The sequence below is a fragment of the Paenibacillus sedimenti genome (assembly GCF_014534655.1).
GTDB lineage: Bacteria > Bacillota > Bacilli > Paenibacillales > NBRC-103111 > Paenibacillus_E > Paenibacillus_E sedimenti.
The window spans coordinates 1-19,980 of record NZ_JACVVD010000022.1 but is presented as its reverse complement, the minus strand read 5'-3'; the positions used below and the strand labels follow the sequence as shown (position 1 = coordinate 19,980).

Genomic DNA, 19,980 nt, shown 5'->3' with positions numbered 1-19,980 from the left:
GAAGGGAGGAACACCCATGGGTCGCAGCTTAAAGAAAGGTCCATTTATTGATGGATACTTACTGAAAAAAGTAGAAGACTTGAACACTTCCGGGAAAAAAGTTGTTGTTAAAACTTGGTCCCGTCGTTCTACGATTTTCCCACAATTCGTTGGTCACACTTTCGGAGTATACGATGGAAGAAAACACGTGCCTGTGTATGTAACTGAAGATATGGTAGGACATAAGCTTGGTGAGTTCGCACCAACTCGTACTTACAAAGGTCACGACGACGATAAGAAAACCGGAAAACGCTAATCGCATTTTTAACCGAGAGGAGGTACTACTATGCAAGCTAAAGCAATTTTGAACCACGCTCGGATTGCTCCTCGTAAAGCACAATTAGTGATTGACTTGATTCGGGGAAAAGCGGTAGGTGAAGCGATCGCGATTCTGCGTCACACACCTAAAGCAGCTTCTCCAATTCTGGAGAAACTTCTGAACTCCGCAATTGCCAATGCAGAGCATAACTATTCGTTAGATCCTAATAAATTAGTGATCTCTGAAGCGTTTGTTAACCAAGGGCCTACAATGAAAAGGTTCCACCAACGCGCGATGGGTCGCGCAAGTGCAATTAGAAAACGTACCAGCCACATTACTTTAGTGGTATCTGAGAAATAAGGAGGGATAACGTGTGGGTCAGAAAGTAAACCCGGTAGGTCTTAGAATCGGTATTATTCGCGATTGGGAGTCCAAATGGTTCGCAGAAAAAGATTTCGGAACTCTGCTGCTTGAAGACGTCAAAATCCGTGAATACTTGAAAAATAAATTAAAAGATTCTGCAGTATCCCACATCGATATCGAGCGCGCGGCAAACCGTGTGAACGTAACGATTCATACTGCGAAACCTGGTATGGTTATCGGTAAAGGCGGAGCGGAAGTTGAAGTAATCCGCAACTACATTGCTGGTCTTTCCGGTAAAAAAGTACACATCAACATTTCTGAAATCAAAAACCCGGATCTGGATGCAATCCTCGTTGCTGAAGCAATTGCTCTTCAACTGGAGCGCCGCGTATCATTCCGTCGTGCAATGAAACAAGCGATCCAAAGAACAATGAGATCCGGAGCAAAAGGTATTAAAGTTGCAACTAGCGGACGTCTTGGCGGTGCTGAGATCGCTCGTACGGAAGGATATAGCGAAGGAACAGTTCCACTTCATACACTTCGCGCGGATATCGACTACGGTACTGCAGAAGCACACACTACTTACGGACGTATTGGTGTAAAAGTATGGATTTATCGTGGAGAGGTTCTTCCGACAGCTAAGAAAAAGGCTCAGCCGGAAGGAGGAAACTAAATCATGTTAGTACCTAAACGTGTAAAACACCGTAAAGAACACCGCGGTAACATGAAAGGTCGCGCTAAAGGCGGAACGGAAGTAGCTTTTGGCGAATACGGTCTGCAAGCGATGGAACCGGCTTGGGTAACCAACCGTCAAATCGAATCTGCTCGTATTGCCATGACACGTTACATTAAACGTGGCGGTAAAGTATGGATTAAAATATTCCCATCCAAGCCAATTACGCAAAAGCCGCTTGAAGTTCGTATGGGTAGCGGTAAAGGTAACGTGGAGAAATGGGTTTCCGTAGTAAAACCAGGTAAAATCTTGTTTGAACTTGCTGGCGTTAGCGAAGAGATTGCTCGTGAAGCAATGCGCCTTGCAGCTCACAAGCTTCCAATCAAAACGAAGTTCGTGAAGAGAGACGAAGTAGGTGGTGAAGCAAATGAAGGCTAGTGAATTCCGTAACTTAACCACTGCTGAGATCGAGCAAAAAGTCAATGGTTTTAAAGAAGAACTCTTTAACCTCCGTTTTCAACTAGCTACAGGTCAATTGGACAACCCGACTCAAATCCGCGATTTGCGTAAAGAGATCGCTCGTGCCAAAACTGTTTTGCGTGAAAGAGAATTGGGGATTGGGTAACCAAATCTAGAAGGGAGGGTTCCTAGATGGCTGAACGCAATGAGCGTAAAGTACAGATCGGTAAAGTAGTCAGCGATAAAATGGATAAAACCATCGTTGTTGCTGTTGAAACTTACAAAAAACATGATCTCTATCACAAGAGAATCAAATATACGAAAAAATTCAAGGCTCACGACGAAAACAACCAAGCTAAAATTGGTGACACCGTGAAAATCATGGAAACAAGACCAATTTCCAAAGACAAGCGTTGGAGACTGGTTGAAGTCGTGGAAGTAGCAGTAATCATCTAACAAATCCAGGCATGAACCCCGAAAGGAGGGAATACGATGATTCAACCATTTACTCGTTTGACGGTTGCTGACAACTCCGGTGCAAAGCAATTGATGTGTATCCGCGTTTTGGGTGGTACAGGTCGTCGCGTAGGTCACATTGGTGATTTGATCATCTGTTCGGTAAAAGAAGCAACACCAGGCGGCGTTGTCAAAAAAGGTGACGTTGTTAAAGCAGTTATCGTTCGTACGAAGAGCGGTGCTCGCCGTAAAGACGGTTCTTACATCTCTTTCGATGAGAACGCAGCTGTAATCGTGAAAGAAGATAAAAGTCCTCGCGGAACTCGTATCTTTGGACCAGTTGCACGTGAACTTCGTGACAGAGACTTCATGAAGATCGTATCCTTGGCTCCAGAAGTTATCTAATAGAGCGTTGAAGTATGTTTTCAGGAGGTGTAGAACACAATGCCAAGAACCAAAAAGAGACTCGAATCTCATAACAATAAACTGCACGTGAAAAAAGACGATACGGTTTTTGTAATCACTGGTAAAGACAAAGGTAAGAAAGGCCGCGTAATCGCTGCTTACCCTCGTGAAAACCGTGTACTGGTTGAAGGTGTGAACATGGTTAAGAAACATGCAAAACCTTCCCAACAAAACCCGCAAGGCGGCATCTTGAATCAAGAAGCTCCAATCCACGTTTCCAACGTGATGCTGATTGATCCTAAGAGCGGCAAGCCTACTCGCGTAGGTTACAAAGTATTAGATAACGGAACTAAAGTTCGCGTAGCGAAAAAATCCGGTGAAGTCATCGACTAATACAAGAAGCACGGAAAGGAGGCAACTGAAAGATGTCAGCAAGAATGAAAGATCGTTATTTGAATGAAATTACACCTGCTTTGATCCAAAAGTTCAACTACACAACAGTTATGCAAGTACCTAAAATCGAGAAAATCGTCATCAACATGGGTGTTGGTGAGGCAGTTTCGAACTCTAAAGTACTGGATACTGCGGTAGAAGATCTTCAAAAAATCGCAGGTCAAAAACCGGTTGTAACAAGAGCGAAAAAATCCATCGCGGGTTTCAAACTTCGTGAAAATATGCCAATCGGTGTGAAAGTGACACTTCGCGGCGAGCGTATGTATCACTTCTTGGATAAACTCTTCAACGTAGCACTTCCACGTGTACGTGACTTCCGTGGTATTTCCAACAAAGCCTTTGACGGCCGTGGTAACTATACACTGGGTCTGAAAGAGCAATTGATCTTCCCAGAGATCGAGTATGATAAAATTGATAAAGTTCGTGGTATGGACATCGTTATCGTTACAACGGCTAAGTCCGACGAAGAAGCTCGCGAGCTTTTAACACAACTCGGCGCTCCTTTCGTTAAATAGGTAACGAGCCGTACCTACCTCAGGAGGTGGAATATTAAGTGGCAAAAACTTCGATGAAAATCAAGCAACAACGTGCTCCGAAGTTTAAAGTGCAAGCATACACACGTTGCGAGCGCTGCGGTCGTCCGCATTCGGTTCTTCGCAAGTTTAAAATTTGCAGAATTTGTTTCCGCGAATTAGCATACAAAGGTCAGATTCCAGGTGTTAAAAAAGCAAGCTGGTAATCACCCTATTTTCGGGAAGGAGGTTTACACAAATGGTCATGTCAGATCCAATTGCAGATATGCTTACACGCATCCGTAATGCGAATATCGTACGTCATGAAACAGTTGAAATTCCTGCATCTAAAGTGAAAAGGGAAATCGCTGAAATCCTCAAAAAAGAAGGATTTATCCGTGACGCTGAATACGTTGAAGATAGCAAACAAGGTATCATCCGTTTGTTCCTGAAATACGGTTCAAACAATGAGCGTGTTATCTCCGGTTTGAAAAGAATTTCCAAACCAGGTCTGCGCGTATATACAAAATCACAAGAAATCCCTCGTGTACTGGGCGGATTAGGGATTGCCATCATCTCCACATCCAAAGGAGTAATGACGGATAAAGATGCTCGTCAATCCAAAGCTGGCGGAGAAGTTATCTGCTACGTTTGGTAATACAATTGTAATTGAATGGAGGTGCAAACATGTCTCGTATTGGTCGTAAGCCGATCACCATTCCAAGTGGTGTCAATGTAACACTGGACAATACCGTAATCACAGTTAAAGGCCCTAAAGGTACTTTATCTCGTGAACTTCATAAAGATATGAAAGTTAACGTTGTCGAGAACGAGATTTCCGTTGAGCGCCCTTCCGATAACAAACTTCACCGTTCCCTGCATGGTACAACACGTTCTGTTGTTGCCAACATGGTTAGCGGTGTAACGGAAGGTTTCTCGAAATCTTTGGATCTTGTAGGCGTAGGTTACCGTGCTAACAAAAGTGGTGACAAACTGGTTCTTAACGTTGGATACTCCCATCCCGTTGAAATCACTCCTGAGGGCGGCATCGAGTTCGAAGTTCCTTCGAACACGAAGATCATCGTTAAGGGTATTGATAAGGAATTAGTAGGTGCTACTGCTGCAAAAGTTCGCGCAGTTCGTGAACCAGAACCTTACAAAGGTAAAGGTATCAAGTATGAAGGCGAACGTATCCTTCGCAAAGAGGGTAAAGCCGGTAAGAAGAAGTAAGATCGATAGATCGCGGGTTAAGAGTTTTCGTAAGAAAACTTGCTTCGTAAGCTTAGGCTGTCTCGCATCATAAGATGATGAAAGGAGTGTAAGTATTCATGATTACTAAAGGCGATAAAAATAAAGCCCGTCTGAAAAGACACCTTCGCGTTCGTAAGAAAATCGAAGGCACAACAGCTCGTCCACGGTTGAACATTTTCCGTTCTTCCAAACACATGTACGCTCAATTGATCGATGATACGACTGGCGTCACTGTAGTATCCGCTTCGACTCAGGACAAAGAACTGAAAGCAGAAGTTGGTAACGGTGGTAACGTAGAAGCTGCTCGTAAAGTCGGCGAATTGATCGCGAAACGTGCGAAAGAAAAAGGTTTTAACCAAGTGGTTTTTGACCGCGGCGGATACCTTTATCATGGACGCGTTCAAGCTTTGGCTGACGCAGCTCGTGAAGCAGGCTTAGAATTCTAGGAAAAAACATATATAAGGAGGTAAAAGACTTGCGTGTAGATCCGAATACTTTAGAACTTACTGAAAAAGTTGTTAACATTAACCGCGTAGCTAAAGTAGTAAAAGGCGGACGTCGTTTCAGCTTCAGCGCACTTGTTGTCGTAGGCGACGGCAATGGTTGGGTTGGTGCAGGGATCGGTAAAGCATCCGAAGTTCCAGACGCGATTCGCAAAGGCATTGAAGATGCGAAAAAGAACTTGATCCATGTACCACTTGTAGGAACTTCCATTCCTCACCTTGTCACTGGCCGCTTTGGCGCAGGCCGCGTTCTGCTCAAGCCAGCTTCCCAAGGTACTGGAGTTATCGCAGGTGGACCGGTTCGTGCGGTTCTTGAACTTGCCGGTGTCGGCGACATTTTGACTAAATCCCTTGGCTCTTCCAACTCCATGAACATGGTTAACGCAACGCTTGAAGGCTTAAGCCGTTTGAAAAAAGCGGAAGAAGTTGCTAAGCTTCGCGGTAAAACAGTTGAAGAGTTATTAGGATAGGAGGGGTAAACATGGCGAAACAATTACAAATTACCCTGAAACGCAGTCTGATTGGACGCCCTGAGACTCAACGTGTTACAGTGAAAACATTAGGTCTGCGCAAGCTGCACCAAACTGTTGTTCACCAAGACAACGCTGCGATCAGAGGTATGGTTAATCAAGTCAGTCATTTGGTAGAAGTTAAAGAAATCGAAGCATAGAAACAAGATATTAAGATCTAGAGGAGGTGTGCAACGATGAAGTTACATGAACTAAGTTCTGCAACCGGTGCTCGTCACACTCGCAAGCGTGTTGGTCGTGGTACAGGTAGCGGTATGGGTAAAACATCGACTCGCGGACATAAAGGTCAAAATGCACGTTCCGGTGGAGGCGTTCGTCCTGGATTCGAGGGTGGACAAAATCCATTGTACCGTCGTTTGCCTAAGCGTGGTTTCAACAACCGCTTCCGCACTGAGTTCGCTATCGTGAACCTTGAAGACTTGAACAATTTCGCAGCTGGAACAGAAGTTACTCCAGAAGTATTGCTGGAAACTGGTATTGTAAAAGCTCCTAAAGACGGCATCAAGATTTTAGGAAACGGTGAAATCACAGTAAAATTAACCGTTAAAGCGAATAAGTTCTCTCAATCCGCAATTGAGAAAATCCAAGCTGCCGGCGGTCAAACCGAGGTGATTTAATGTTCAATACCATATCCAACATCTTCAAAGTAGAGGATCTGCGCAGAAGAATTATATTCACTCTGCTTTTGCTGATCGTTTACAGATTAGGCTCCTTTATTCCGGTGCCTAACATCAATACAGATGTTTTGAAACTTCAAGATCAGGCAAGTCAAAACGATGTTTTTGGTTTGCTTAATACGTTCTCCGGAGGGGCCCTGTTCCAATTCTCCATCTTCGCGATGGGGATTATGCCTTACATCACGGCTTCCATTATCGTTCAGCTTTTGTCCATGGATGTCATCCCGCGTTTTGCGCAGTGGGCTAAAGAAGGCGAAGTCGGAAGAAAAAAGATGACACAAGTTACTCGTTACGGTACGATCATCCTGGGTATTATTCAAGCTTTCGGTCTATCGATCGGCTTCAATCGTCTATATGGCGCTGAACTCGTAATCGATGCTGGATTCACAACCTATGCCCTGATCGCTATCGTACTGACAGCAGGTACTGCATTCTTGATGTGGCTTGGAGAGCAAATCACGGAGTATGGGATTGGAAACGGTATTTCCATTATCATCTTTGCAGGTATCGTCTCGGCGATTCCTACTAGTATCCAGCAAATTTACAAAACGCTTTTCGCGACAGAGGGAGCTTTGTTCCTTAACATCGTGAAACTCGTCATTATTGCCTTGGTTGTCGTACTGATTATTGCCGGAGTCATATTCGTTCAGCAGGGTGTTCGTAAGATCCCTGTACAATATGCCAAACGGGTAGTTGGACGTAAAATGTATGGTGGGCAAACCACTCACATTCCACTTAAAGTGAATGCGGCTGGTGTTATCCCTGTAATCTTTGCACTATCGCTTTTGATGTTCCCTCCTACGATAGCAAGCTATTGGAGAGGTAACGTGGTTGCGGAATGGATCATTACGAACCTAAGTTTGAATCAAACCGCGCCGCTGGCGATTGTACTTTATGTACTGCTGATTATTGGTTTCACTTACTTTTACACCTTCGTACAAATTAATCCAGTTCAAATGGCCGATCAGATGAAGAAGAACGGTGGCTACATACCGGGTATCCGACCTGGTAAAACAACATCTGTTTATCTGACTCGCGTAATGACTAGAATTACTCTGTCTGGAGCTTTGTTTTTGTCAGCTATCTCGATTCTTCCGATGTTATTCGGAGGACTTGCTGGTCTACCTACCTCGGTACAGATCGGTGGAACTTCCTTACTTATCGTAGTAGGCGTTGGTCTTGAGACGATGAAACAAATCGAGAGCCAATTGATCAAGCGTCATTACAAAGGTTTTATCAATAAATAGCAAATAGGTTCTGATGGGGCAATTGCTGCGACATCGGCACCTATTGTGCTGTTCGTATTGCCGAGTGCGATGGGAGTGAGTCAAAGTGAACGTAATTTTTATGGGTCCTCCTGGTGCAGGCAAAGGTACACAGGCGGAAAAAATCGTAAGTGAATTTCAAATTCCTCATATCTCTACAGGAGATGCATTTCGTTTGGCGATGAGCCAAGGAACTGCCCTCGGTATCGAGGCCAAAGGATACGTGGATAAGGGGCTTCTCGTCCCGGATGAAATCACGAACGGCATTGTGAGAGAGCGGCTTGCTCAACCGGATTGCGATAAAGGCTTCTTGCTTGACGGGTTCCCGAGAACCGTTGCTCAGGCGGATGCATTAAACGAAATCGTACAGTCCTTGGGTAAGAAGATTGAGCTTGTTATCAATCTTTCCGTAGATCGCAGTTTCCTGCTTGCTCGACTGACTGGCCGAAGAATCTGTAAATCCTGTGGCGCTACGTATCATGTGATCTTCAATCCACCTAAGCAAGAAGGCGTATGTGATAAATGTTCTGGTGAATTGTATCAGCGATCCGATGATACGGAAGAGAAAGTCGGAACCCGTTTGGATGAATATACCAACAAAACGGCTCCACTGCTGGATTACTACCAAAAGAGGGAATTATTGCGTGAGGTTAACGGGGAACAAGACATTCATGCGGTAACCGAACAAATTAGCTCACTGCTACGAGGTCTAGCGTAATGATCATTTGTAAGTCCGAGGTTGAACTGGACCTAATGCGAGAAGCAGGTCGAATCGTAGCAGAAACGCACCGCTTGCTGGCAAGGGCGATTCGTCCGAACATTACAACGAAAGAACTTGATCAGATCGCAGAGGAATTCATTCGCAGTCAGGGAGCGATTCCATCTTTTAAAGGCTACAACGGTTTTCCGGGCAGCATCTGTGCTTCAGTCAACGAAGAATTAGTTCATGGTATTCCTGGTCCAAGAAAGCTGGCTGAGGGGGATGTCATCAGTATTGATATCGGCGCTCAGTATAAAGGTTATCATGGGGACTCCGCATGGACCTATCCGGTAGGTGAGATTTCAGAGACAGCCAAGCGTTTGCTAGAGGTCACTGAAAGATCGCTGTACCAAGGACTTGCAGAGGCCAAACCGGATGCCAGGCTCTACACGTTGTCGCATGCAATCCAAACCTGTATTGAAGATGCAGGCTTCTCCGTGGTAAGAGAGTACGTCGGGCACGGGATCGGAACGGATCTTCACGAAGAACCGCAAATTCCGAACTACGGTGTTCCGAATAAAGGCCCTCGATTGAAACCGGGCATGGTCTTAGCCATTGAACCCATGGTGGTTGTTGGCGAAAGGTTTGTCAAAACACTCGAAGACGACTGGACCGTAGTAACGGCTGATGGAACGCTATGTGCTCACTTCGAACATACGATTGCAATAACGGCAACCGGTTATGAAATTCTAACTTTGCCTAAAGCGTAGGTGATGTGAGTGGATAGTCTAACACCCCAGCTGGGCCAGATCGTAAAGGTGCTTCGCGGTAAAGATCCCGGAGAATATGCGGTCATCATCGGAATTGTTGATACTCGTTTTGTCTTGCTTGCAGACGGTGATAAACGCAAATTCGATCAGCCGAAGAAGAAGAACCTGAACCATCTTCAATTACAAAGAACGATCAGCAGCGAAGTTGAGTCCAGCATCAGGGAAACAGGTCGTGTTACTAATGGGAAGTTGCGTCATGCAATTGCCAAATTCGTCGAACAACTGCAAGTTGAAGCACATGAGAAAGGAGAATGACTGTGGCCAAAGAAGATGTAATTGAAGTAGAAGGTACAGTGATTGAACCTCTTCCGAATGCAATGTTTAAGGTTGAATTGGAAAATGGTCATAAAATCCTAGCCCATGTATCCGGTAAAATCAGAATGCATTTTATCCGCATTTTGCCTGGAGACAAGGTTACCGTAGAATTATCGCCTTACGATTTAACGAGAGGCCGTATAACCTACCGATTTAAATAAATGTTCGGCTTACATGTAAGTTACTCTCTCAAGGCGTATGCTTACGAAGCAAGTTTTCTAACGAAAACGCAACATGGTGCTTACGAATCTTTAAGGAGGGGTTAAAATGAAGGTAAGACCATCGGTCAAACCAATCTGCGAGAAATGTAAAGTCATTCGCCGTAAAGGCAATGTCATGGTAATTTGCGAAAATCCGAAACACAAACAAAAACAAGGATAAAAGGAGGTGCAGCCTTAGATGGCACGTTTAGCTGGAGTTGACTTACCTCGTGATAAGCGAGTAGTTATCGCTTTGACTTACATTTTCGGTATCGGCACTACAACATCTCAAAAAATCATCGCAACGACTGGTATCAATCCTGATACTCGCGTTCGTGACCTGACTGAAGATGAAGTGAGCAAGATCCGTGATGTGATCGACAAAACGTTGAAAGTAGAAGGCGATCTGCGTCGTGAGATTTCCCTGAACATTAAACGTCTGATCGAAATCGGATCCTACCGTGGTCTTCGTCACCGCCGTGGTCTTCCTGTTCGCGGACAACGTACTAAAACTAACGCTCGTACACGTAAAGGTCCTCGTCGTACAGTAGCTAATAAGAAGAAATAATAAAGGGGGTTAGAGCTAATGGCAAAACCTAAAAAAGTAGTCCGTACGAAACGTCGTGACCGTAAAAATATTGAGTCCGGAGTGGCACACATTCGTTCAACATTCAACAACACGATTGTAACCATCACGGATCCGCACGGCAACGCAATTTCTTGGGCAAGTTCCGGAAACCTTGGTTTCAAAGGATCCCGTAAAAGCACGCCTTTTGCAGCGCAAATGGCAGCTGAGTCCGCAGCGAAAGCAGCTATGGAGCACGGTTTGAAAACTGTCGAAGTTATGGTTAAAGGTCCAGGCGCTGGCCGCGAGGCAGCAATTCGTTCTTTGCAAGCAGCAGGTCTTGAAGTAAACCTGATTAAAGACGTGACTCCGGTTCCTCACAATGGCTGCCGTCCTCCAAAACGTCGTCGCGTATAATTCAGGATCACTTTGTAGTATAAATATCTTAAAATCGTGAATAATGGTTTTGAAGGATAGGCATACTATGAAATTTTCACCGAAGTATCCAGAGGGAAACGACGTTTTGAATGGAGGGTACATTTCATGATCGAAATCGAAAAGCCAAAAATAGAAACTGTAGCTCTTAGTGAAGACGGCGCCTATGGCAAGTTTGTCGTAGAGCCGTTGGAACGTGGCTACGGTACAACCTTAGGTAACTCACTACGTCGTATCTTACTGTCCTCTTTACCGGGTGCTGCAGTAACCTCTGTCCAAATCGATGGCGTTTTGCATGAGTTTTCAACGATTCCTGGCGTGCTTGAGGATGTTACGGAAATTATCCTCAACCTGAAAGGTCTTTCTTTGAAAATTCACTCCGATGAGGAGAAAGTGCTTGAAATTGATGCTGAAGGAGAAGGCAATATTACCGCAGCTGATATTCGCGGTGATAGTGATGTGGAGATTCTTAATCCGGATCTGCATATCGCAACGTTATCTCCGGATGCGCGTCTTCATATGAGGATTCATGCGGGCAGAGGTCGCGGTTATGTCCAATCGGACAAAAATAAGCGCGAAGATCAACCGATTGGCGTCATTCCAATCGACTCGATTTACACGCCTATTACTCGAGTAAACTACAGTGTAGAAAATACTCGCGTCGGCCAAGTGACTAACTATGATAAATTGACCCTCGAAGTGTGGACCGATGGAAGTATTCGACCTGAAGAAGCGGTAAGCTTGGGCGCCAAAATCTTAACAGAGCACTTGCTGCTGTTCGTTGGTTTGACTGACGAAGCGAAAGATGCTGAGATTATGGTGGAGAAGGAAGAAGATAAGAAAGAAAAAGTTCTTGAGATGACTATCGAGGAACTCGATCTATCTGTTCGTTCTTACAACTGCCTCAAGCGTGCGGGCATTAATACCGTGCAAGAGCTGATTACCAAGACAGAAGAAGACATGATGAAAGTGCGTAACTTAGGACGCAAATCTCTTGAAGAAGTTCAAGAGAAGCTCGAAGAGCTGGGTCTGGGTTTACGTACCGAGGAATAATCCAGTCAGAAGGAGGTTAATTCAATGAACTACAGGAAATTGAACCGCGATTCCAGTAATCGTAAAGCTTTATTCCGTGATCTGGTTACAGATCTGTTCATACATGAACGCATTCAAACAACCGAAGCAAAAGCAAAAGAAATTCGTTCCATCGCTGAGAAGCTTATAACTTTAGCGAAACGCGGAGATCTTGCTGCGCGCCGTCAGGTGGCTGCTTTTGTTCGCAGAGAAGCTGCTAACGAGAATCAAGATGCTATCCAAAAGCTCTTCTCCGAATTGGCACCTCGTTACTCCGAGCGTCCAGGCGGATACACACGTATCCTTAAACTGGGACCACGCCGCGGTGACGCAGCGCCAATGGTATATTTAGAGCTTGTAGATCGAGCATAAGACGGATGGGAAAGGGTGGACGGAATCATTGATTCTGGTGAAGCCCTTTTTTTTGCAGTCTTAGATATACAGGGATGATGACTCACGGAGGAACACAGGTGTGAGAAATCTTCGTTTTACAATTAGTTATGATGGAACAGCATACTCTGGTTTTCAGATACAGCCCAATGCAGATACGATTCAAAATCGTTTGGAGCAAGCTGTGTATATGCTGACAGGCGAATCGGTGAAGGTCATCTCTTCCGGGCGCACGGATGCCGGCGTTCATGCGAAAGCCCAAGTGATTAATTTTATAACGACATCTAAGATCCCGGTCGAGCGTTGGTGCTTAGCTCTGAACACCAGACTTCCCAAGGATATCGTCGCACATACCGCTGAAGAAGTGTCTCTTTCCTTCCATTCTCGCAAAGCCGCGAAACGAAAGACATATTGTTTTACGATTCGCTCGGCGCGCTTCCCTGATGTCTTTCACCGGAATTATGAATACCATCATCCTACGCACTTGAATGTGGAAGCCATGAGAGAGGCGCTCCCTTGCTTGCTGGGTGAGCATGATTTCACTTCGTTTTGTACGGTGAGAACGGATAAGGAGATCAAGGTGAGAACACTCTATGAGGCTCGCCTGGAGACCGAAGCCGATGATTTATCCTCAGATGGGAAAATCGTCAGGATGCGGCTAATCGTGTCTGGGAATGGCTTTCTTTACAATATGGTGAGAATCATTGCCGGCACATTACTACAAATCGGTGAAGGCAAACGGCCTAGCAGTGATATGCAGCGCATCCTTGAAGCCAAGGATCGTAGTCAGGCGGGTCCGACCGCGGAAGCAAAGGGACTGACGCTTTGGAAAGTCGAGTATTAAGCAAAAACTTATCTTGATTCCGAAGTTGTTTTCGTGTAGAATATTACTTGGCGTTTCGTGATCGGCTATCCCACAGCCCCAGGTCACTGAACTAACCACAACAATCCATCGCTAATGTAATTTACTAATGACGAACATGTATTGAGATATATTTTAGGAGGATTAAGCATGCGCACCACATATATGGCTAAGCCTAATGAAGTTGAGCGTAAATGGTACATCGTTGACGCTGCAGGCCAAACACTTGGCCGTCTGGCAAGTGAAGTTGCTAGCATTATCCGCGGAAAGCACAAGCCGGAGTTTACTCCGCATGTAGATACTGGGGATTTTGTTATCGTCATCAATGCATCCCAAATCAAGTTAACAGGCAAGAAAATGCAAAATAAAATGTACTACCGTCACTCCTTATATCCAGGTGGATTGAAAGTGACTTCTGCACAGGACCTGCTGAACAGCAAGCCTGATCGCATGATTGAGTTTGCAGTACATGGTATGCTTCCTAAGAACCGTCTTGGCGACAGCATGAAGACAAAGCTGAAAGTCTACGGTGGAGCAGAGCATCCACATCAAGCACAACAACCAGAAGTTTGGAATCTTCGCGGATAATTATAAGGGAGGACTGTTTTCGTGGCACAAGTTCAATATTATGGAACGGGTCGTCGTAAACATTCGGTAGCGCGTGTGCGCCTTGTACCGGGTGAAGGACGCATCATTATCAATAAACGTAATCTGGACGAATATTTCGGTCTGGAAACATTGAAACTGATCGTTAAACAACCTTTGACTTTGACAGAAACACTCGGTAAATACGATGTTGTTGTCCTTGCAAATGGTGGTGGAATCAGCGGTCAAGCAGGAGCAATTCGTCACGGTATTTCCCGTGCATTGCTCAAAGCTGACCCAGAGTATCGTGGATCTTTGAAAAAAGCAGGCTTCCTGACTCGTGATCCTCGTATGAAAGAGCGTAAAAAGTACGGCTTGAAAGCTGCTCGTCGCGCTCCTCAATTCTCCAAACGTTAATATCATGCGCCTTGGGCGCTTAAGAGAAACCTTTTTGGCATTATGCTGGAAAGGTTTTTTCTTTATCACGCAAAGAAGCAGAAGTTCGTATACTGATAGTGGCCTATACTTGAAGTTAATGCCAAAATGGTAAAAAGTAATTGACATCATGCACAAGTCAGATATAATAGGAATTAATTCATATAAAAATAGTCGGAATTACAACCCGAAGCGATGCTTACGATGCCAATCAATTGGCGACAAATCTAAGGAGGAATTATAGAATGAACCTTTTCGAAAAAGAAGCTTTTGTTACGAAGGCAGCGGCGGAATTTGAAAATCAATCACCTGAAGCCTTGCTTAAGCTTGCAGTTGAAACATTTCCTAGTTTGACTCTTGCTTGCAGCTTTGGTGCAGAAGACGTTGTGCTCGTAGATATGCTGCAAAAAATTAACCCAAACGTTGATATTTTCTACTTGGATACGAACGTTCATTTTGCTGAAACCTATGAAACAAGAGATCGTCTTGAGAAACACTACAATACGAAATTCGTACAAGTGCTGCCTAAACTTACGCTTGAGGAGCAAGCTGCACAATTCGGTGATGAGCTCTGGAAGAGTGATGCAAATCAATGCTGTAATATTCGTAAAGTAGATCCTTTGACAGATATCCTCAAAAATTACGATGCTTGGATTACCGGTATCCGCCGCGATCAAGCTCCTACACGTGCGAATGCGAAGAAAGTTGAATATGATGTTAAGTTTGGTTTGATTAAGTTCAACCCTCTTGCGAGCTGGACTTCCGAGGATGTGTGGAATTATATCCGTGAGAATGACGTGATTTATAATCCGCTGCATGACCGTAATTATCCAAGTATCGGCTGTGAACACTGTACACGTCCAGTAGCTGCAGGGGAAGATCCTCGTGCCGGACGTTGGGCTAACATTGAAAAAACGGAGTGCGGATTGCATAAATAAGATAGACATTACGAACTAGGAGGTATTAAGGAATGACGACGATTCTACCTCACGGCGGACTATTAATAAACCGCTTAGTTCCAGATGCAGATAAGGCAATCACTCTTGATCAAGCTGCAAAATTGATACAAATTCGCGTCAACACATGGAACATCTCTGATCTGGATTTAATCGGAGTAGGCGCTTTTTCTCCATTAACAGGCTTTTTGGAAGAAAAGGACTATGCATCCGTCGTAGAACATATGAGACTAGCCGATGGGACCGTATGGAGTATCCCGATCACGTTGCCAGTAAAGCCGGAACTCGCCGCGACGCTTCGGATTGGTGAGCAAATTGCACTTGTTGGTGAAGAAGACAACGTTGTTTATGCCATTATGGATGTAACAAGCATTTACACGGTAAATCAGCAGAATGAAGCCGTTAAAGTGTTCAAAACGGACGACACAGCGCATCCTGGCGTAGATAAACTCTATTCACGTCCTTCCACGAACGTTGGCGGTCCAATTCAATTGTTAAATCGTCCTAAACCGAAAAAATTCGAAGAGTTTTACTTCGATCCATCTGAAACTCGCCGTATTTTCGCCGAAAACGGGTGGAAAACCGTTGTTGGCTTCCAAACCCGCAACCCGGTTCACCGTGCCCATGAGTACATTCAAAAATGTGCGATGGAAATCGTTGATGCATTATTCCTAAACCCTCTCGTAGGTGAAACAAAGTCTGATGACATTTCAGCCGATGTACGGATGAAAAGCTACCTCGTACTTCTTGAGAACTACTACCCGAAGGATCGTACTTTCCTAGGCGTTTATCCAGCCGCTATGAGATATGCAGGGCCTCGTGAGGCGATTCTGCATGCTATCGTGCGTAGAAACTATGGTTGTACACATTTCATCGTCGGACGCGACCACGCAGGCGTTGGCGATTATTATGGCACGTATGAAGCGCAAGAAATTTTCAGCAACTTTACGTCAGAAGAAATCGGGATTACACCGTTGTTCTTCGAGCATAGTTTCTTTTGTACCAAATGCGGCAACATGGCTTCCAGCAAAACTTGCCCGCACGATAAATCTGCACACATGCATTTATCCGGTACGAAGGTTCGCGGCTTACTTAGAAACGGTCAATGTCCGCCTCCGGAGTTTACTCGTCCTGAGGTAGCTCAAGTATTGATTGAAGGTCTTAGAGACCCTGAATATCAAGTCTAAGCAAGGTATATTTGTCCACCCTGTCCCATATAGATGTTACAGAGTCTATGGGGAACAGAGGTGGATTTTTTATGCGCAAAAGAAAGAAGAGGCTGATCGTCTGGCTGACCTTTCAAAGCAGTCTTAAGCTTGTACTTTCGGCCTTATTAGTAGCTTTAGTTGTATTTATCTATACCTATGAGCTGCCGGCTTCAAAGACATGGTCCGACTGGACGCTGCCGTTGTCGGGGAAAACCATTGCTCTAGATGCGGGACATGGAGGACCAGACGGTGGTGCCTCAAGTAAAGAGGGAGTCATAGAGAAAGACATTAATCTGGCTATCACGCTGCAACTGCGGGATTATTTGCAGCAAGCAGGGGCGATTGTGGTCATGACTAGGGAAACCGATACAGACTTAGCCGGATCAGGTACAAAAGGTTATAGCAAAAGGAAAACCGAAGATCTGCATAATCGTGCTGAAATAACGAATAACAAGAAAGCCGATATGTTTCTTAGTGTTCATCTAAACAGTATTCCTTCACAAAAGTGGAGAGGCGCACAAACGTTCTACTATCCGAACAATCCGAACAATCCGACGTTAGCAGCCCTCATCCAGAATGAATTGAAAAAGAACCTGGAGAATACCGATCGAGCAGCAAAAGAGGCTGATAAATCCGTGTATCTATTGAAAACATTGACCATCCCAAGTGCGCTGGTGGAAGTAGGTTTTCTTTCCAATCCCGACGAAGCCAGATTACTCGCAAGTGAAAAGTATCAGAAAAAAGTGGCTGCATCGATCTATCAAGGCGTATTACGATATTACTCTGGCGAAAAAGTTGGTTCTTAACCGTTTTATGGTATAATTAAGCCGCATAATTACTTTGTCCTAATAAAGGTGTGGTGTGGCTATGATAAACAAGGACCAATTATTAGAAGCATTGAAACCCCTTATCGATCCTCAGTACAACAAAAGTATTACTGATCTTAATTTAGTAAGAGACATCATGATCAAGGAAGATAGTGTCTCTCTTAGTTTGATAATAACTATTGAAGATGAGGCATATAAAAATCAAGCCAAGGCAGCCATACAACTAAGTTTAAAGCCCCTTGGCGTAGATCAAGTACATATTCGGTTTCGGACGATTACGGAATATGAACGAAACCAATTGAATGAAGTGCTGCAGCCCTCGGCGGATTCTCAACAGCAATCGAATGCCCCAACACCAAAGACAATTCTAGGCGAAGACTCTAAGGTGAAATTCATAGCTGTAGCAAGCGGAAAAGGTGGAGTCGGAAAATCAACAGTTACTGTGAATTTAGCTGTAGCCCTTGCGCGTCAAGGTAAAAAAGTCGGCATCGTGGACGCGGATATATATGGCTTCAGCATCCCTGATATGATGGGAATTGAGGAGCAACCGCAGCTTGCTGATAATTCAATCATTCCTGTCGAAAGATATGGGGTCAAAGTCATCTCGATGGGATTCTTCGTTCAAGATAATGCTCCAGTCATTTGGCGCGGCCCTATGCTTGGCAAAATGCTTCGAAATTTCTTCCATGAAGTGAATTGGGGAGATGTTGAATACATTTTGCTAGACTTGCCGCCAGGAACAGGGGATGTTGCTCTTGATGTGCATCAAATGATTCCTCAAAGTAAAGAAATTATTGTGACAACTCCACATGCTACTGCGGCTTTTGTAGCTGCTAGAGCAGGCGCGATGGCTGTTTCGACCAACCATGAGATACTCGGGATCGTAGAGAACATGTCATATTACGAATGCAAGACCTGCGGCAGTAAAGATTTTATTTTCGGAAAAGGCGGAGGAGCTAAACTCGCTGAAGACCTTCACAGTGAACTGTTAGCCCAAATTCCATTAGGTGCGCCGGAAAATCATATTTCCGAAATTGATTATTCTCCTTCTGTATATAAACGCGATACAACTGCAGGACAAATCTATCTGGATGTAGCAGCCAATATAATTGCTAAACTGGAAAGGTAAAAAGTAGGACTAGCGGTTAACGGCCGTTAGTCCTTTTTCGTGTTAACTCTTTGAATCGCATTACCTTGATTCCTTTTTACTGGCCGCCGCCGCCGCCTTCACCGCCGCCTTCACCGCCGCCTTGCTCTTTTTTCTTATCCTTCTTAGCTGTCGGCATTTCTTCAGGCTTACTTTGTTGTTCAATCGCTGATTTTAACAATTCTACCATTTGAGCTTTAAATAAAGGACTTTGAAGTGAATCCTGCATAACAGTCATCATTTGTTGACGGTATGGTGCGGTTTTCATCACATCAAGTGTCATTTTTTCGTAATCTGGATTCTTCATCACGTCGACGAGCGCCTTTTGATATTCAGGATCCTTTAATAATTCTTTAAACATTTGCTTCGTGTCTTTTTGGATAGCTTTGGCAAAATCGCCTGCAAATTTCGGATCTTTCATCATATCCGTGAGAAACTTATTGTTCTCTTGAGCCGTTAAGACGTCTTTAACAGCCATCTGTAATTGTAAAGATTCATTGGCGGAGAGGAGTTTAATTTGTGATTGGCCCGCAACGCCCTTTGCGCCTACTTCGCCCATCATAATACTGCGATTCGCTGTGCTAATCGCCTTTTTTCCATCTTCGGACTTTAAAATATCAAGGACCATCGATTTTGTGTCTTTATACATATTACCTTGGGTTTGACCTTGCGGTTGGTTATCTGTTCCGCATGAAGAGAGAAGTACAGCGAACAGGATAAACGGTAGGACTTGCAGCTTTCTCAGCCTTTTCATCAACATGAAAGCATACTCCCTTCCCTGGCTTAATACCGTTAGTATGCGTGGTTACGGGCAGATTATAACGACCATTCATTGGCTTTTTATCGAAAACGTTGGTACAATTAGCAATTAGAGCTCAAGTATGGAGGTTTTGATTTTGACATTGCGCAAATGGTTTCATTTATTTTGGACTACCTTAGTTTTAGGGATGGTCGTGTCTCTTGTAATCGGTCTAATCTTGCAATACTCTGATCAAGAGTTTTCTGTAATGGGTCTTTCTGCTGTAGGATTTAACGTGATGAATATGCTCTTGGGCGGCGCGACGATCAGTGTGCTGAGCCAGATGGGCTTTTTTGCTTATCTGATTGTTAGATTTATCGCTGCCGGGATTATTCGTTCGAAGAAAGTGTGGGATCTTCTACAGCTAACTGTTGTTATTGTCGCCTTATTTGATCTTGCCTATTTGAGATCGACAAATTTTGAAGGATCCGGCACTTTCATAAGTTACTCGATCTTACCGCTGATTATCTTGATCATTTCATTAGGCGTTGCTTATTGGAAAATGAAGTTGACTAATCGGAACGCATTCATCCCTACATTGTTTTTCATGTCTGCCGTTACTATACTTGAGGCCGTACCGGCGCTCAAACTCGATAATGCTGCTTCCAGCTTTTTTATGTTAGCTCCGCTGCTCGTATGTAATGCATGGCAAATTCTGATATTACATAAAATCCTGGAAAACAAAAAGAGCTAATCGACTGAACTGCACCCCAATTGTTGGACACAGTCTAACATCTGGAGGTGCAGTTTTTTATGTCTAAGTATTCGACTGAGGAGAAATTAGAAGCCGTCCTAGCTTATCTAGAAGGT

At 44.4% G+C, this 19,980-nt stretch carries 35 protein-coding genes; 34 read left to right on the top strand and 1 reads right to left on the bottom strand.

Annotation, left to right across the window (positions count from 1 at the left end; genetic code table 11):
• Positions 1–16 precede the first annotated feature (16 nt).
• The 33 genes from rpsS (at position 17) to salA (ending at position 18,353) form a co-directional block, all read left to right on the top strand.
• On the top strand, positions 17–295 hold the full coding sequence (rpsS, locus tag ICC18_RS31545) for a 30S ribosomal protein S19 (protein ID WP_188178381.1): 279 nt from the start codon (positions 17–19) through the stop codon (positions 293–295).
• Between the two features lie 30 nt (positions 296–325).
• Complete coding sequence (gene rplV, locus ICC18_RS31540; protein ID WP_188178380.1) at positions 326–658, top strand: 50S ribosomal protein L22; 333 nt, start codon at positions 326–328, stop codon at positions 656–658.
• A 13-nt stretch (positions 659–671) separates the two neighbouring features.
• The gene (rpsC, locus tag ICC18_RS31535) at positions 672–1,334 is read left to right on the top strand and encodes a 30S ribosomal protein S3 (protein WP_188178379.1); all 663 of its coding nucleotides are present in this window, start codon (positions 672–674) and stop codon (positions 1,332–1,334) included.
• Between the two features lie 3 nt (positions 1,335–1,337).
• A complete protein-coding gene (gene rplP / locus ICC18_RS31530) occupies positions 1,338–1,772 on the top strand; it encodes a 50S ribosomal protein L16 (protein ID WP_188178378.1) in 435 nt (144 codons plus the stop codon).
• Complete coding sequence (gene rpmC, locus ICC18_RS31525) at positions 1,762–1,959, top strand: 50S ribosomal protein L29 (protein ID WP_134756089.1); 198 nt, start codon at positions 1,762–1,764, stop codon at positions 1,957–1,959. Before rplP ends, rpmC begins: the two co-directional genes overlap by 11 nt.
• Before the next feature lie 26 nt (positions 1,960–1,985).
• The gene (gene rpsQ / locus ICC18_RS31520) at positions 1,986–2,249 is read left to right on the top strand and encodes a 30S ribosomal protein S17 (protein WP_188178377.1); all 264 of its coding nucleotides are present in this window, start codon (positions 1,986–1,988) and stop codon (positions 2,247–2,249) included.
• Between the two features lie 36 nt (positions 2,250–2,285).
• Entirely contained in the window at positions 2,286–2,654 is a 369-nt protein-coding gene (rplN, locus tag ICC18_RS31515) for a 50S ribosomal protein L14 (protein WP_188178376.1), read from the top strand.
• A gap of 39 nt (positions 2,655–2,693) precedes the next feature.
• Positions 2,694–3,047: a 50S ribosomal protein L24 gene (gene rplX / locus ICC18_RS31510; RefSeq protein ID WP_223193041.1), complete on the top strand. Its 354-nt coding sequence runs from the start codon at positions 2,694–2,696 to the stop codon at positions 3,045–3,047.
• 32 nt (positions 3,048–3,079) lie between these two features.
• Positions 3,080–3,622: a 50S ribosomal protein L5 gene (rplE, locus tag ICC18_RS31505; RefSeq protein ID WP_188178375.1), complete on the top strand. Its 543-nt coding sequence runs from the start codon at positions 3,080–3,082 to the stop codon at positions 3,620–3,622.
• Positions 3,623–3,660: 38 nt separating this feature from the next.
• Complete coding sequence (locus ICC18_RS31500) at positions 3,661–3,846, top strand: type Z 30S ribosomal protein S14 (RefSeq protein ID WP_113022649.1); 186 nt, start codon at positions 3,661–3,663, stop codon at positions 3,844–3,846.
• A 32-nt stretch (positions 3,847–3,878) separates the two neighbouring features.
• A complete protein-coding gene (gene rpsH, locus ICC18_RS31495; RefSeq protein ID WP_029196454.1) occupies positions 3,879–4,277 on the top strand; it encodes a 30S ribosomal protein S8 in 399 nt (132 codons plus the stop codon).
• A gap of 29 nt (positions 4,278–4,306) precedes the next feature.
• Positions 4,307–4,849, top strand: a complete 543-nt coding sequence (gene rplF / locus ICC18_RS31490; RefSeq protein WP_188178374.1) for a 50S ribosomal protein L6 — start codon at positions 4,307–4,309, stop codon at positions 4,847–4,849.
• Positions 4,850–4,947: 98 nt separating this feature from the next.
• Positions 4,948–5,316, top strand: coding sequence for a 50S ribosomal protein L18 (rplR, locus tag ICC18_RS31485; RefSeq protein ID WP_188178373.1), 369 nt, complete (start codon positions 4,948–4,950; stop codon positions 5,314–5,316).
• A gap of 29 nt (positions 5,317–5,345) precedes the next feature.
• Positions 5,346–5,843 carry a 30S ribosomal protein S5 gene (rpsE, locus tag ICC18_RS31480; protein ID WP_188178372.1) on the top strand — a complete coding sequence of 166 codons (498 nt, stop codon included), beginning with the start codon at positions 5,346–5,348 and terminating at the stop codon, positions 5,841–5,843.
• A gap of 11 nt (positions 5,844–5,854) precedes the next feature.
• The gene (rpmD, locus tag ICC18_RS31475; RefSeq protein ID WP_163953700.1) at positions 5,855–6,043 is read left to right on the top strand and encodes a 50S ribosomal protein L30; all 189 of its coding nucleotides are present in this window, start codon (positions 5,855–5,857) and stop codon (positions 6,041–6,043) included.
• Between the two features lie 36 nt (positions 6,044–6,079).
• The gene (gene rplO / locus ICC18_RS31470) at positions 6,080–6,520 is read left to right on the top strand and encodes a 50S ribosomal protein L15 (protein WP_188178371.1); all 441 of its coding nucleotides are present in this window, start codon (positions 6,080–6,082) and stop codon (positions 6,518–6,520) included.
• Positions 6,520–7,827, top strand: a complete 1,308-nt coding sequence (gene secY, locus ICC18_RS31465) for a preprotein translocase subunit SecY (protein WP_188178370.1) — start codon at positions 6,520–6,522, stop codon at positions 7,825–7,827. Before rplO ends, secY begins: the two co-directional genes overlap by 1 nt.
• A gap of 85 nt (positions 7,828–7,912) precedes the next feature.
• On the top strand, positions 7,913–8,563 hold the full coding sequence (locus ICC18_RS31460) for an adenylate kinase (protein ID WP_188178369.1): 651 nt from the start codon (positions 7,913–7,915) through the stop codon (positions 8,561–8,563).
• Positions 8,563–9,315, top strand: coding sequence for a type I methionyl aminopeptidase (gene map, locus ICC18_RS31455; RefSeq protein ID WP_188178368.1), 753 nt, complete (start codon positions 8,563–8,565; stop codon positions 9,313–9,315). The genes ICC18_RS31460 and map overlap by 1 nt, the downstream gene beginning before the upstream one ends.
• Positions 9,316–9,324: 9 nt before the next feature.
• Entirely contained in the window at positions 9,325–9,630 is a 306-nt protein-coding gene (locus ICC18_RS31450; RefSeq protein ID WP_188178367.1) for a KOW domain-containing RNA-binding protein, read from the top strand.
• Between the two features lie 2 nt (positions 9,631–9,632).
• Complete coding sequence (gene infA / locus ICC18_RS31445) at positions 9,633–9,851, top strand: translation initiation factor IF-1 (RefSeq protein WP_009676800.1); 219 nt, start codon at positions 9,633–9,635, stop codon at positions 9,849–9,851.
• Positions 9,852–9,957: 106 nt separating this feature from the next.
• On the top strand, positions 9,958–10,071 hold the full coding sequence (gene rpmJ / locus ICC18_RS31440) for a 50S ribosomal protein L36 (RefSeq protein ID WP_003333770.1): 114 nt from the start codon (positions 9,958–9,960) through the stop codon (positions 10,069–10,071).
• 18 nt (positions 10,072–10,089) lie between these two features.
• The gene (gene rpsM / locus ICC18_RS31435; RefSeq protein WP_188178366.1) at positions 10,090–10,458 is read left to right on the top strand and encodes a 30S ribosomal protein S13; all 369 of its coding nucleotides are present in this window, start codon (positions 10,090–10,092) and stop codon (positions 10,456–10,458) included.
• Positions 10,459–10,476: 18 nt separating this feature from the next.
• Positions 10,477–10,872 carry a 30S ribosomal protein S11 gene (gene rpsK / locus ICC18_RS31430; protein WP_188178365.1) on the top strand — a complete coding sequence of 132 codons (396 nt, stop codon included), beginning with the start codon at positions 10,477–10,479 and terminating at the stop codon, positions 10,870–10,872.
• Between the two features lie 126 nt (positions 10,873–10,998).
• Complete coding sequence (locus tag ICC18_RS31425; protein WP_188178364.1) at positions 10,999–11,943, top strand: DNA-directed RNA polymerase subunit alpha; 945 nt, start codon at positions 10,999–11,001, stop codon at positions 11,941–11,943.
• Between the two features lie 24 nt (positions 11,944–11,967).
• Complete coding sequence (gene rplQ, locus ICC18_RS31420; RefSeq protein ID WP_188178363.1) at positions 11,968–12,333, top strand: 50S ribosomal protein L17; 366 nt, start codon at positions 11,968–11,970, stop codon at positions 12,331–12,333.
• Positions 12,334–12,433: 100 nt separating this feature from the next.
• Positions 12,434–13,195: a tRNA pseudouridine(38-40) synthase TruA gene (truA, locus tag ICC18_RS31415; RefSeq protein WP_188178362.1), complete on the top strand. Its 762-nt coding sequence runs from the start codon at positions 12,434–12,436 to the stop codon at positions 13,193–13,195.
• A gap of 168 nt (positions 13,196–13,363) precedes the next feature.
• Positions 13,364–13,801, top strand: a complete 438-nt coding sequence (gene rplM, locus ICC18_RS31410) for a 50S ribosomal protein L13 (RefSeq protein WP_126144072.1) — start codon at positions 13,364–13,366, stop codon at positions 13,799–13,801.
• A gap of 21 nt (positions 13,802–13,822) precedes the next feature.
• Positions 13,823–14,215 carry a 30S ribosomal protein S9 gene (gene rpsI / locus ICC18_RS31405; RefSeq protein ID WP_188178361.1) on the top strand — a complete coding sequence of 131 codons (393 nt, stop codon included), beginning with the start codon at positions 13,823–13,825 and terminating at the stop codon, positions 14,213–14,215.
• A gap of 263 nt (positions 14,216–14,478) precedes the next feature.
• Positions 14,479–15,171 carry a phosphoadenylyl-sulfate reductase gene (locus ICC18_RS31400; protein WP_188178360.1) on the top strand — a complete coding sequence of 231 codons (693 nt, stop codon included), beginning with the start codon at positions 14,479–14,481 and terminating at the stop codon, positions 15,169–15,171.
• A gap of 32 nt (positions 15,172–15,203) precedes the next feature.
• A complete protein-coding gene (gene sat, locus ICC18_RS31395) occupies positions 15,204–16,376 on the top strand; it encodes a sulfate adenylyltransferase (protein ID WP_188178359.1) in 1,173 nt (390 codons plus the stop codon).
• A gap of 71 nt (positions 16,377–16,447) precedes the next feature.
• On the top strand, positions 16,448–17,203 hold the full coding sequence (gene cwlD, locus ICC18_RS31390; RefSeq protein WP_188178358.1) for an N-acetylmuramoyl-L-alanine amidase CwlD: 756 nt from the start codon (positions 16,448–16,450) through the stop codon (positions 17,201–17,203).
• A 61-nt stretch (positions 17,204–17,264) separates the two neighbouring features.
• Entirely contained in the window at positions 17,265–18,353 is a 1,089-nt protein-coding gene (salA, locus tag ICC18_RS31385; protein ID WP_188178357.1) for an iron-sulfur carrier protein/transcriptional regulator SalA, read from the top strand.
• Positions 18,354–18,429: 76 nt separating this feature from the next.
• On the opposite strand, the gene gerD is transcribed toward salA, so the two are convergent.
• Positions 18,430–19,131 (bottom strand): spore germination lipoprotein GerD, encoded by a 702-nt coding sequence (gene gerD, locus ICC18_RS31380; protein WP_223193040.1) that lies wholly within the window; start codon positions 19,129–19,131, stop codon positions 18,430–18,432.
• 136 nt (positions 19,132–19,267) lie between these two features.
• On the opposite strand from gerD, the gene ICC18_RS31375 reads away from it, so the two are divergent.
• Positions 19,268–19,864, top strand: coding sequence for a KinB-signaling pathway activation protein (locus tag ICC18_RS31375; protein WP_188178356.1), 597 nt, complete (start codon positions 19,268–19,270; stop codon positions 19,862–19,864).
• Positions 19,865–19,980: the final 116 nt, after the last annotated feature.